This is a genomic window from Gordonia sp. NPDC003504 (assembly GCF_053587995.1).
On sequence record NZ_JBSFPC010000001.1, the window covers coordinates 540318 to 552530 of the forward strand.

Genomic DNA, 12213 nt, shown 5'->3' on the forward strand with positions numbered 1-12213 from the left:
GAGTATAGCGAATCTGCTATCAGGTCGCCGGGTGTCTATCGGACGACGATGCCGGGCGCCTCGACGATCTCGCCGATCACCGGATAGCCCGGCACCTCCCCGACCAGGAGGAGCCCACCGGAGGTCTGGGCGTCGGCGAGAAACAGGAGATCCTGCTCGTCGATACCGGCGCCGGCGTGCAGGTGGGGGCGGACCCAGTCGAGGTTGCGTCGGGTGCCGCCGGAGACGAATCCCTCGTGGAGTGCGTCGAGGGCACCGTCGACGGCGGGCACCGCCTGACGCTCGATGATCGCGCCCACACCCGAGGCGCGGGCGAGCTTGTGGAGGTGTCCGAGCAATCCGAAGCCGGTGACGTCGGTGCCGGCTCGGATCCCGGCGGCCAGGGCGGCCTCCGACGCCGGGCCGTTGAGTGTGGTCATCACCTCGACCGCGGCACCGAAGGTCTCGCCGGTCTGCTTGTGCCGGTTGTTGAGGAGGCCGACCCCGATCGGTTTGGTGAGTGTGATGGGCAGTCCGGCGACCGCCGCGTCGTTACGGATCAACCGGTCCGGGCGGGCGGTCCCGGTGACGGCCATCCCGTACTTGGGTTCGGGGTCATCGATGCTGTGGCCACCGATCACCGGACATCCGGCACGGCCCGCGACATCGAGTCCGCCTCGCAACACCTCGGTCATCAGTTCCATGGGCAGGACATCGCGTGGCCAGCCGACGAGATTGATCGCCACGACGGGCTGCCCACCCATGGCGTAGATGTCGGACAGGGCATTGGCCGCCGCGATCGCACCCCAGGTATACGCATCGTCGACTACGGGCGTGAAGAAATCGGCGGTGGACAGAACCGCGAGGTCATCACGCACCCGCACGGCCGCGGCATCATCACCGTCGTCGAGTCCGACGAGGATGTTGTCCCCGCTCTGCCCGGTCAACCCCGCGACCGCTTGCTCGAGCTCGCCCGGCGGAATCTTGCACGCGCATCCCCCGCCGTGGGCAAATCCGGTCAGTCGCAAGGTCCGCGGGTCATCGATGGCACTCATGCCTCCGATGGTAGGCGCCGCGAACTCTGTTGCACCGCCGATTCACGCCCACCATCCCAACGACAGCGCCCTCCCCTTCACTGACAGCGCTCTCTATTCCGTTGACAGCGCTCTCCTCGTCACTGACAGCGCTCTCATCCCCACCGACACCGCTCTCTATTCCGTTGACAGCGCACATATTACGGTCGAGTCGGTCCCATCCCGCCGGTCGAGCCGACCCGGAGCGCAAGCGGAGGGTCGGTCCGCCGGGCCGAGCTTGTCGAGGTCGGGACCTCGAATATGACACTGAAACCCCCACCACTACACCACCTTCCGACAAGAGAGCAGTCCATGCCGCGCCCCGCCGACAAGAAGTCCCGTCGACACCACGTTATCCACAGACCACATATTATGCACAGCAACGGATTTGGAGAATACTGTCCCTTGCTACGACCGCAAACCCGGCGTACTGCGGTGGATGACATCGGGGGAACGTGAGCTGTAGGAACTCCTGTGCACCGCCACACCTCGTTGGGCACACTCTCGGCGCACACGCCGACGCCATCGTGAGAGGACTGACACACATCGAGAAACGATCCGGACAACCCGTCACCGCCGAAGAACGCGACGCACACAGCATCGCCCTGCTCGGACACGCCACTGCCCGCTCCACCCCCGCCGACATCCGTGACTACGCCAAAAACCGAGGCAACCAGCAAGCCGACGACACCGACGGACTACCCACCGGCGAAGACCGCTCCATCAACACCCTGGACCTCCGCGATTCCGACCACGGACGCCTCACCGTCGCCGGCGGCCTGCACGCCGTACTCGGAGAGAAACTCAGGACCGCGATCGACGTGCTGTCTACGCCACGACCCCAACCCAACGGATCGACCTCACCGGCACAATGGCCTAAGTTGGTTACGGCATGGAGGCGTCAGGGTTCCTGGTGGTCCCCCCGGTCTTCAAAACCGGTGAGGTCGAGTATCTCGGTCTGGCGGGTTCGATTCCCGTCCGCCTCCGCCACGACCAAGGAGGTTCGGTGACGCCTGCAGATCCGCGTCGGCAGATCCCACGCACCGATCAGCTGCTGGCCGAACCGAGTGTCGTCGATGCCCGGAAATGTCTGGGTGACAACGTCATCCGAGACGTCATCCGCGACGCACAGGACGCTGCCCGACGAGGCGAGATCGCCCCCACCGACGTGGCGGAGGTGGTATCCCACAATCTGGCGGTCCGACTCCCGCACAGTCTTCGACCCGTCCTGAACGCCACCGGTGTCATCGTGCACACGAACCTCGGCCGGGCGCCATTGTCACCGGCAGCCCTCGCCGCGGTGGTCGCCGCCGGCGGATACGTCGACGTGGAGTTGGATCTGAACACCGGCACCCGGTCACGACGCGGCACCGCCACCCGCCAGGCACTTCTCGACGCGTGTCCGGCCGCGGGTGACGCCCTCGTCGTCAACAACGGCGCCGCCGCGCTCCTGCTGACCACCACCGCATTGGCCATCGGCCGCGAAGTGGTGATCAGTCGCGGCGAGATGATCGAGATCGGCGCCGGATTCCGGCTCACCGACCTCATGATGTCCACAGGTGCCCGCCTCCGCGAGATCGGCACCACCAACCGCACCCACCTGCGGGACTACGCCGACGCCATCGGCCCCGACACCGGATGCGTACTGAAGGTGCACCCCAGCAACTTTCGGGTCCACGGGTTCACCAGCGAGGTCGGACTCACCGAACTCCGCGGACTGTGCACCGAACGCGGCATCCCTCTCGTCGTCGATCTGGGCAGCGGACTCCTGCAACCCGACGGGATGCTGCCCGACGAGCCGGACGCGACGACGGCGCTCAACGCGGGCGCCGACCTCGTGATCGCCAGTGGTGACAAGCTTCTCGGCGGACCACAAGCCGGGATCATGCTCGGCGACGCGGAGCTGATCACCCGACTGTCCCGACATCCGCTCGCCCGGGCGGTACGAACCGACAAGCTCACCCTCGCGGCGCTGGAGGCCACCCTCATCGGCGCAACCCCACCGGTCGCCGCCTACCTGCACGCCGACCCGGCGCGCCTACGTGCCCGCACCGAACGACTGGCCGCCGAACTGAACGTACCGGTCGTCCCCCACGATGGCCGCGTCGGAGGTGGCGGTGCGCCCGGAGTTCCGTTGCCGGGCTGGGCACTTCAACTTCCAGAGTCAGCCGCCGCGCGCCTGCGCAGCGGCGAACCCGCGGTACTCCCCCGCGTCCACGACGGCGCAAGTCTCATCGACCTCCGATGCATTCCGGAAGCCGATGACGACATCGTCCTGACCGCACTCCGCGCCGCCACCGCATCCCCGTCCAGCGTCACACCCACCCCCGGTTCATAGTGTTCGTCGTCGCGACCGCCGGACATGTCGATCACGGCAAGAGTCGCCTGGTTCACGCCCTCACCGGGATGGAACCCGACCGCTGGGAGGAGGAACGTCGACGCGGCCTCACCATCGACCTCGGATTCGCCTGGACCACATTGCCTTCCGGCGCCGACGTGGCATTCGTCGACGTACCCGGCCATCAGCGATTCCTCGGCAACATGCTGGCCGGACTCGGTGCCGCACCCGTCGTGATGTTCGTCGTCGCCGCCGATCAGGGTTGGCAGGCCCAATCCGAGGATCACCGGGACGCGGTCGCCGCGCTCGGGATCGACCAGGGCGTCATCGTCATCACCCGGTCCGACCTCGCCCCCGACGATCGGATCACCCAGACCATCACCGACACCCTGACCGGATTGTCCTCGACCGGACTGGCCTCCGCACCCGTGGTGATCACCTCGGCGGCAACCGCGAGAGGTTTGCACGAGCTGCGTGCCGCACTCGACACCGTTCTCGCCGAAGGCCCGTCACCGTCACCGTCGGCACCCACCAGACTCTGGGTCGATCGGTCGTTCACGATCGGCGGTTCCGGAACCGTCGTCACCGGAACCCTTTCCGCCGGAACCATTCACACCGGTGACCGCCTCGAACTGTCCACAGCCGCCAACCGAACCCGGACCGTCACCGTCCGCGGACTGCAGAGCGAGGGGCACCCACGCAACGAGATCGGCCCGACCCGTCGAACCGCGGTCAACCTGCGTGGCGTCCACACCGGCGACGTCGCACGCGGCGATGTGTTGCTCACCCCCGACTCCTGGCGACACACCGCCATTGTTGACATCACACGGGTCAGCGGTGACGACTTCAGCAGTGTTCCAGAACATCTCGTAGTCCACATCGGCACCTCCGCGCAACCGGCCCGCCTCCGGCCATTCGGCGCCGACCACGCCCGGCTGTATCTCGACCATGCGCTCCCTCTGATCGTCGGTGACCGAATGGTGTTGCGCGATCCCGGAACCCGGATCGTCGGCGGGGCACGCATCCTCGACGCCGATCCGCCGGAACTGCGCCGCCGCGGCGACGGCGTCAGGCGTGCAACCCAATTGGCATCCATGCAGTCGGTCCCCAGCGTAGAAGCCGAGGTGTCCCGACGGGGCGTCGTCCGGGTCGATCACCTCCGCCGTCTCGGGCTCATCGGCACCGACGACACGCCAGACGATCCGCCACCGGAAACGGTGCGTGCCATCGGCGAATGGTGGGTCGACACCACCGCACTCGACGACTGGGCACATCGCCTGCGCCTCGCCGTCGACGCGACCCACCGCGACGACCCGCTGACCCCCGGCCTGTCCCGCGCCTCGGTCCCCACACTCCTCGACATCCCCGACGACACCGCACTCGTCGACGCGGTGATCGCCCGGTCCGGTGTCGATCACCAGAACGGGCACCTCGCGACCCGGGAACGCACCACTGACCTCGGACCGGCCGAGGACGCTGTCGCCGCACTGGAACGGCGACTGACCGCCGACCCGTTCGCCGCACCCGAAGCCGACGACCTCACCGCACTCGGCCTCGGCGACCGGGAACTCGCCGCCGCCGAACGCGCCCGACGACTACTGCGCCTCGGCGCCGGCGTCGTCCTAGCCCCCACGGCGCCGGCGCTGGCGATGCGCACCCTGGCCACTCTCGAGCAGCCGTTCACCACCAGCGCCGCCCGCCGTGCCCTGCACACCACACGGCGGGTCGTCATCCCGCTACTCGAGCACCTCGACGCCCGCGGCTGGACGCGCCGCATCGACGCCGGCCACCGCGAGGTGATCCGCTGACGGCGGGCTGACCTCGGTCCACAGCCGCCACCGCGCCTGAGCCGACTTGTCGGAGGTCGACCGTAGTCTGATCTCCGTGGCAAAATCCAAGTCGGTTTTCCGGTGCAATGAGTGCGGCTATCAGGCGCCCAAGTGGCTCGGGCGGTGCCCCGAATGCCACGCCTGGGGCGCCCTCAACGAGGTCACCACCATCGCGTCCTCGGCCGGCGCCACGACGGCCACCATCACCCCGACCAGCCCGGCCGTCCCGATCACCGCGGTCAACGCGTCTTCGTCGTCGGCCGTCCCCACCGGTATCGGCGAGTTCGATCGCGTCCTGGGTCGCGGGGTGGTGCCGGGCTCGGTGATCCTGCTGGCCGGTGAGCCCGGTGTCGGCAAGTCGACATTGCTGCTCGAGACGGTCAAGCACTGGGCGCAATCCGATCGGCGCGCGCTCTACATCACCGGTGAGGAATCCGCGGGTCAGGTCCGGATGCGCGCCGAACGCACTGACGCCGTACACGAGAACATCTATCTTGCAGCCGAGTCCGATCTCGCCACGATTCTCGGACATGTCGATGCGGTCAATCCGTCACTGATGATCGTCGACTCGGTGCAGACGGTCGTCGCCGCCGGGGCCGACGGGGTGACCGGCGGGGTCACCCAGATCCGCGCGGTCACCACCGCGCTGGTGTCGTTGGCCAAGAACCGCGGCATCGCGGTCATTCTCGTCGGGCACGTCACCAAGGACGGCGCCGTCGCCGGCCCGCGGTCGCTCGAGCATCTCGTCGACGTGGTGCTGTCCTTCGAGGGTGATCGGCACTCGTCATTGCGGATGGTGCGTGGCATCAAGAACCGGTTCGGCGCGGCCGACGAGGTCGGCTGCTTCGAACAACGCGACGACGGCATCCATCAGGTCACCGACCCGTCCGGTATCTTCGTCCACCATCACGCCGCCGACGTGAGCGGTTCGGCGACGTTGATCACCATGGACGGCAAACGGGCCCTCGCCGGTGAGATCCAGGCGTTGACCACCCCGACCACGATGGCCACCCCACGTCGCGCCGTGTCGGGGCTCGATTCACCGCGTGTGGCGATGGTCCTCGCGGTCCTGCAGAGCCGGATGAGGATCGAGGCGATCGGCAAGAGCGAGGCCTACGTGTCCACCGTCGGCGGGATGCGGGTGACCGAACCCGCCGCGGATCTGGCGATCGCGCTCGCCCTGTTCTCCGCCCTGCAGAACAAGGCGATCCCGCGGAGCACCGCGGTCATCGGTGAGGTCGGCCTGGCCGGTGAGGTGCGGCGCGTGTCGGCGGTCGCGCGCCGGGTCGCCGAGGCCAAACGCCTCGGATTCGGACACGTCCTCATCCCGTCCGGCACCGACGAGAAACTGCCGAAGGGAATTCGCATCACCCGCGTCGCCAACCTGGCGGAGGCCACCGGGAAGGCATTCACCGCGTCGACCCTGCAGGTTGTGGAGGCGCCGTTCTGAGCGGCTCCTGTGATCCGGCGCACGGCGAGACCGATTGGTGCCGAATGCACGCTTCGCACGGGTAACGATCCGGCAACAGGTGGCGTAGGGTATCGGCGTCGGGGGCCGGGGTACTCGGCTTCATCACTTCGCCGGGAATGAGTCGCATGTTGTCGAAGTCTGGCCACGTCATGGGCGTGCGTCGTCTGATGTTCACGGTGATCGCCACCATCCTCACCGTCGCCGCGTTGCTGGCAGGTGCGGCCACCGCCACCGCCTGGGGGCCACCCGCGGCGAAGGTGAAGGGCTTCATCAACGAGAAGATCAACAACTATGGCATGGACGACCCGGTGTGGGTGCGTGCCTGGCCGTCGCAGACCACCGCGCCGGCCAACGCCCCGACCGTCATCTTCCTCGACGGCCTGCGCGCCACGAATGACTACAATGGTTGGGAACGCGAGACCAACGTCGCGTATCTGTCGCAGCACGGCTACAACGTCGTCATGCCGATCGGAGGGCAGTCGTCGTTCTATGCCGACTGGAATGCCCCGAGCACCAGCGCCGGTCAGGTCAACCCGTACCGCTGGGAATCGGTTCTGAAGAACAGCCTTCCCCAGTTCCTGGACAAGCACGCCTTCCACAACCGCACTCTGGTCGGCCTGTCGATGTCGGCGAGCCAGGCGGTGATGATCGGTAACCAGCGACGTGACCTGTATTCGCGGGTCGTGTCGATGTCGGGATTCATGAACATCGTCGCCACCGGCATGCAGACGATGATGCGTCTGGCCGCGTGGGACGCCGGTCGGTACAACCTCAACGATATGTGGGGCTGGTTCCCGAACTTGCAGGCCTTCAACAAGTCCCCCATCGAGAATCTGCCGTGGATGAGTGGACTCCACCTGTGGGTGTATGCGGGTACCGGCATCTGGGGTGATCATCAGCCGGCCGGCGCCAACAATGCCGGCTTCCTGTTCACCGGTTTCAACTCGACGGCGATCGAGGCCGTCGCCGGCGAGCAGAGCCGTTCGTTCGCGCTCCTCGCTCCCGCATTCGGGGTCAACCTGCGTACCGACTTCCCGATCACCGGCACCCATGCCTGGGGCTATTGGCAGCAGGGCATCTGGAACATCGAACGCGCCGGATGGTTCAAGAACGGCTGATGACGATCACCGGCGGCGTCCGTCAGGGACGGGACAGACGCTGTCGGTATTCGTCGGCCATCTGACTGTTGTCCAGGTGGTCGGCGAAATGCTCCCGGGGATTGATGGTCACGAAGATCGAATGCCCGATCGCCACAACAGAATCCGGATCACCGAGATGTGCGCTGGCCGCAACATAGACCTTGCGGCGCTGCCGGCCGAGCAGGCGGGCACTCAGGTGCAGGGTCGAGCCGATCGTTATCGGCGCGATGAAGTCGACCTCGAGGTGCACGGTGACCGCCGACGGCCCGACGAGCAGCGGAGCGGTTCCCATCACCTCGTCGAAGGCGGTGGACAGGATGCCGCCGTGGATGACGCCGGGACCGCCTTCCATCCACGGCTCGACCAACATCTCGGTTTCGACCGAGAAACCGTCTGCGACATCCGCGGGTCCGGCCCGCACCACCAGATGCAGACCGCGCGGGGCGTCCTCGCCGCAGCCGAGACACATCGGATTGTGCATCCGGATGGGTTGGTCCGGCCCGGCAGCCTTCGGATGCCGCTGCATCGGTTCGAGATCGTCGGGTATCGCCATGCCGCGCGCAGGCGCCGGTCCGGATGGGGTGCTCACGCAGCGTTACCCTAGGCCATGTCACCACTCGCAGTGTCACGGGTGGATCCGCATGATCGAGAGGATGCACCAGCATGGTCGACGGAGTCAGGTCGGATCACGGCCGCCCCGACGGCGGACGATCGGAACTGTTGAAGGCGACGCTGGCCCGCGTGGCCCCCGGCACCGGCCTGCGCGATGGTCTCGAACGCATCCTGCGCGGCGGCACGGGCGCCCTGATCGTGCTCGGTCACGACTCCGACGTGGAACGCATCTGCGACGGCGGCTTTCACCTCGACGTCGAGTTCGCGCCGACCCGCCTGCGGGAGCTGGCCAAGATGGACGGTGCGGTGGTCCTGTCCACCGACGGCAAGCACATCGTGCGTGCCAACGTGCAGCTGGTGCCCGACCCGTCGATCCCCACCGAGGAGTCCGGGACCCGGCACCGCGCGGCCGAACGCACCGCCATCCAGACCGGTCATCCGGTCATCTCGGTGAGTGCGTCGATGTCGATTGTCAGTGTCTACGCTGACGGTGTGCGGCGGGTGGTGGAGAGCCCGGACCCGATCCTGTCGCGCGCCAACGTGGCCCTGTCGACCCTCGAGCGCTACAAGGCCCGCCTCGACGAGGTGATCTCCGCGCTCGGACGTGCCGAGATCGAGGATTACGTGCTGCTGCGCGACGCCATGTCGACGGCCCAGCGGATGGAGATGGTGCGGCGCGTCGGCGTGGAAATCGAGGAGTATGTCCTCGAACTCGGCGTCAACGGCCGCCAGGTGAGCCTGCAACTCGAGGAACTGATCGCGGAGAACGACGCCGTCCGCGAATTGCTGGTCCGCGACTACTACGCCAGCCCCGAACCCGCGACCACCGAAGAGGTACACAGCACCCTCGAGACCATCGAGGCGTTGTCGGACGCCGATCTCCTCGATCTCACCCTGCTCGCCGGCGCGTTCGGTTACCCCACGACCATCGAGGCACAGGACACCGCGATGAGTCCGCGCGGTTACCGCATGCTCGCCCGCATCTCACGGTTGCAGTTCGCCCACGTGGACCGCCTGGTGCGCAGTTTCGGCACCCTGCAGGCACTGCTGGCGTCGTCGGCGGCGGACCTGCAGGCGGTCGAGGGGATCGGCAGCATCTGGGCCCGCCACATCCGCGAGGGATTGTCGCGGCTGGCCGAGTCGAGTATCGAGCGGTACGACTAGACGCTATTACGACCAGACCCTGTGACGACCGGACGGTGTTACGGCGTCGCCGGCGCCACGAAGTTGAAGGTCACCGGCTCGGATTCGCGTTCACCGATCTTGCCGATCGCCTGATACGAACCGGCGGGAACCGGCTCGCGCGGCGTCTTGCAGCCGGAGGTACTGGTGGTGCCGGACCAGGTGATGGTGTCCTTGACCTGCTGCTGCGGCTGCAGGACCACGTTGTTGACGGTGTTGATCGGCGAGCAGTCGCGCGCCGACCACAGCGTCCGGGTTCCGTCGAGGGTGCGGACGACGACGTTCTGCGCGGCCTTGCCGACGTCACGTGTGCAGGCACTGAGGCCGGCGTTGGTGGTGACCAGGGTGAAGACCGGCTGGCTGTTGGTGGTGTAGGTCGATTTGTCGGTGTAGAGGACCACCGCGATGCTGTTGTCCGGGCACAGCGGGACGCCCGCCTCTCCGGCGACCGGGGTGGCACCGGGCGTCGACGGGGCGGCCTCGCCGGATGGCGCCGCGCTGCTCTCCGAGGCACCGGCAGCACCGGCGTCACCACCTCCGCCACCGCCCCCGACCCCACCACCGGACGGTGCCTGCGACGGGTCGACGGATTCGTTGGTGGTGGCCGTCGACGGTGTCGTCGACGACGGGGTTCCGGTGGCAGCGGTGTTGGAGGTGTCGTCACTTCCGCCGCTCTGCGTCCACACGACCAGCCCGATCACCAGGGCCACGATGGCAACCAGCACTCCACCGGCGACAATGCGTCGTCGCCAATAGATTTCTGGTGGGAGCGGGCCCTGCGGTTCGATCACGCCACAACGCTAACGGCGATTCGGACAGGTCCCGGCGACCACGCGCGGCGTGTCGCATGAATTTGTGTGACGTGTGAGGTATCGGGCCCAACGCCTATGCAGGTCTGAGCCGGTCAGGCCTCAGGCGGATTCGGCCTCGGGGAGAGCGGCCGGCTTGACCACGGTCGGGACTACCACGTCGGCCGACCCGATGTCGCCGTACACGCCGCGCAGCTGCACGGCCCCCTCGCTCAGTGCGTAGGTCAGGCCCACGATGGCGAGTTTTCCGGCGGCCACGCGGTCGGCGATGATGCGGCTGCGCTGCATCAGCAGCTGCCCGGTCTCCACGACGTGGCGGGCCTCGAACTCGTCGACGCGGGTCAGTCCCTCGCTGCGGCCGGCCAGGATGCTGGGGGTGACGCGTTCGACGACGTCGCGGATGTATCCACCCGGTATCTGCAGTTCATCGAGGGCGTCGAGGGTGGCCTTGACGGCACCACAGCTGTCGTGGCCGAGGATCACGATCAGCGGTACCTCGAGGACCTCGGCGGCGTACTCCAGCGAGCCGAGCACGGCCGAGTCGAGGACGTGACCGGCGGTGCGCACCACGAACATGTCGCCGAGCCCCTGATCGAAGATGATCTCGGCGGCCAGGCGGGAATCGGCGCAACCGAAGAGCACGACGTGCGGATGCTGGCCGGCGACGAGGCGATGCCGGTCCTCGATACCCTGACTGGGATGTTGCGATTCGCCGGCGACAAAACGCCTGTTGCCCTCGAGCAGAACCTGCCATGCGCGTTTGGGGGTCAGTCCGATCATGGGGACTAGTCTGCCACCGTCGGCGGTTTTGAGTTGGTTCGACCGCAATGAACGTGATCTGCCGTGGCGCGCGACAGGACTGTCCGGCTGGCAGATCCTGATCAGCGAGATCATGCTGCAGCAGACCCCGGTGTCGCGGGTCGTCGGCCCGTGGACCGAGTGGGTGCAGCGTTGGCCGACACCGTCGGCGATGGCCGCGTCGAGTCCCGCCGACGTGCTGCGGGCTTGGGGCAAACTCGGCTATCCGCGCCGCGCGCTGCGTCTGCACGAATGCGCCAAGGTGCTCGCCACCGATCACGACGACCGTGTTCCCGACGACGTGTCGACGATGCTCACCCTGCCCGGCATCGGCGACTACACCGCGCGGGCCGTCGCCTGCTTCGCCTACGGACAGTCCGTGCCGGTCGTCGACACCAACGTGCGGCGGGTGATCGCACGCGCGGTGCATGGCCGCGCCGAACCGGGCAACGCGTCCAAGCGCGATCTCGCCGACGCCGAAGCGCTGCTTCCGCGCGCCGCCGACGGCTCGTATGCGCGTAACGCGCCCCGTTACTCGGCCGCGTTGATGGAACTCGGCGCGCTGGTGTGCACCGCCCGCAATCCCCGCTGCGATGCCTGCCCGGTGACCGCGTGCACCTGGGTCGGGCTCGGCCGTCCCGCCCACACCGGTCCGAAGAAACGAGTCCAGAAGTTCGCCGGGACCGACCGACAGGTGCGGGGGTTGTTGCTGGATGTGTTGCGCGACAGCACGATTCCGGTTGAACGACCACGCCTGGACGCGGTCTGGACCACCGACGGCGGCCAGCGTGACCGCGCCCTGGATTCCCTGCTGACCGACGGACTGGTGGAACTGACCCGCGACGGACGATACTGCCTGGCCGGCGACGGTGACGCCGGATGACTTGACCGATGACGGCGCCGCCGGTCGGTCGGCCTGTATACCCACCGATGACATCAGCGTGGAAACTCTTCTCTTACGGTGCCGGTATTGCTAGCTTCGT

The 12213-nt window shown here is 67.4% G+C and carries 10 protein-coding genes and 1 tRNA gene; 7 read left to right on the top strand and 4 right to left on the bottom strand.

Features of this window, described 5'->3' with window-relative positions; genetic code table 11:
- Positions 1–35: 35 nt before the first annotated feature.
- Complete coding sequence (selD, locus tag ACWDPV_RS02365; RefSeq protein WP_449741613.1) at positions 36–1034, bottom strand: selenide, water dikinase SelD; 999 nt, start codon at positions 1032–1034, stop codon at positions 36–38.
- A gap of 912 nt (positions 1035–1946) precedes the next feature.
- Between selD and ACWDPV_RS02370 the strand changes: the two genes are divergently transcribed.
- The 5 genes from ACWDPV_RS02370 to ACWDPV_RS02390 all read left to right on the top strand — a co-directional run bounded on the left by ACWDPV_RS02370 (position 1947) and on the right by ACWDPV_RS02390 (position 7808).
- A tRNA-Sec gene (locus tag ACWDPV_RS02370) sits at positions 1947–2042 on the top strand.
- A 16-nt stretch (positions 2043–2058) separates the two neighbouring features.
- Positions 2059–3390 (top strand): L-seryl-tRNA(Sec) selenium transferase, encoded by a 1332-nt coding sequence (gene selA, locus ACWDPV_RS02375; RefSeq protein WP_449741614.1) that lies wholly within the window; start codon positions 2059–2061, stop codon positions 3388–3390.
- A complete protein-coding gene (gene selB, locus ACWDPV_RS02380) occupies positions 3390–5198 on the top strand; it encodes a selenocysteine-specific translation elongation factor (protein ID WP_449741615.1) in 1809 nt (602 codons plus the stop codon). Before selA ends, selB begins: the two co-directional genes overlap by 1 nt.
- 76 nt (positions 5199–5274) lie before the next feature.
- Positions 5275–6669 (top strand): DNA repair protein RadA, encoded by a 1395-nt coding sequence (gene radA / locus ACWDPV_RS02385; RefSeq protein WP_449741616.1) that lies wholly within the window; start codon positions 5275–5277, stop codon positions 6667–6669.
- Between the two features lie 146 nt (positions 6670–6815).
- The gene (locus ACWDPV_RS02390; RefSeq protein ID WP_449741617.1) at positions 6816–7808 is read left to right on the top strand and encodes an alpha/beta hydrolase-fold protein; all 993 of its coding nucleotides are present in this window, start codon (positions 6816–6818) and stop codon (positions 7806–7808) included.
- A gap of 22 nt (positions 7809–7830) precedes the next feature.
- Here ACWDPV_RS02390 and ACWDPV_RS02395 read toward each other — a convergent pair whose 3' ends face one another.
- A complete protein-coding gene (locus ACWDPV_RS02395) occupies positions 7831–8382 on the bottom strand; it encodes a PaaI family thioesterase (RefSeq protein ID WP_449741883.1) in 552 nt (183 codons plus the stop codon).
- 110 nt (positions 8383–8492) lie between these two features.
- Here ACWDPV_RS02395 and disA point away from each other — a divergent pair, with 110 nt between their 5' ends.
- The gene (disA, locus tag ACWDPV_RS02400; protein WP_348806626.1) at positions 8493–9605 is read left to right on the top strand and encodes a DNA integrity scanning diadenylate cyclase DisA; all 1113 of its coding nucleotides are present in this window, start codon (positions 8493–8495) and stop codon (positions 9603–9605) included.
- Positions 9606–9643: 38 nt separating this feature from the next.
- Here the strand turns inward: disA and ACWDPV_RS02405 are convergent, their stop codons facing one another.
- Together ACWDPV_RS02405 and ACWDPV_RS02410 are read right to left on the bottom strand one after the other, a co-directional pair.
- Positions 9644–10414 (bottom strand): hypothetical protein, encoded by a 771-nt coding sequence (locus ACWDPV_RS02405; RefSeq protein ID WP_449741618.1) that lies wholly within the window; start codon positions 10412–10414, stop codon positions 9644–9646.
- A gap of 120 nt (positions 10415–10534) precedes the next feature.
- Positions 10535–11212 carry a carbonic anhydrase gene (locus ACWDPV_RS02410; RefSeq protein ID WP_348806624.1) on the bottom strand — a complete coding sequence of 226 codons (678 nt, stop codon included), beginning with the start codon at positions 11210–11212 and terminating at the stop codon, positions 10535–10537.
- On the opposite strand from ACWDPV_RS02410, the gene ACWDPV_RS02415 reads away from it, so the two are divergent.
- On the top strand, positions 11211–12113 hold the full coding sequence (locus tag ACWDPV_RS02415; RefSeq protein ID WP_449741619.1) for an A/G-specific adenine glycosylase: 903 nt from the start codon (positions 11211–11213) through the stop codon (positions 12111–12113). The two genes, ACWDPV_RS02410 and ACWDPV_RS02415, sit on opposite strands and share 2 nt — an antisense overlap.
- Positions 12114–12213 lie beyond the last annotated feature (100 nt).

Coding starts and splice junctions, on each gene's coding strand:
- selD (WP_449741613.1), bottom strand. CDS start 1,034: ATGAGTGCCATCGATGACCCGCGGACCTTGCGACTGACCGGATTTGCC.
- ACWDPV_RS02390 (WP_449741617.1), top strand. CDS start 6,816: ATGTTGTCGAAGTCTGGCCACGTCATGGGCGTGCGTCGTCTGATGTTC.
- ACWDPV_RS02395 (WP_449741883.1), bottom strand. CDS start 8,382: ATGGCGATACCCGACGATCTCGAACCGATGCAGCGGCATCCGAAGGCT.
- disA (WP_348806626.1), top strand. CDS start 8,493: ATGGTCGACGGAGTCAGGTCGGATCACGGCCGCCCCGACGGCGGACGA.
- ACWDPV_RS02415 (WP_449741619.1), top strand. CDS start 11,211: ATGGGGACTAGTCTGCCACCGTCGGCGGTTTTGAGTTGGTTCGACCGC.
- ACWDPV_RS02410 (WP_348806624.1), bottom strand. CDS start 11,212: ATGATCGGACTGACCCCCAAACGCGCATGGCAGGTTCTGCTCGAGGGC.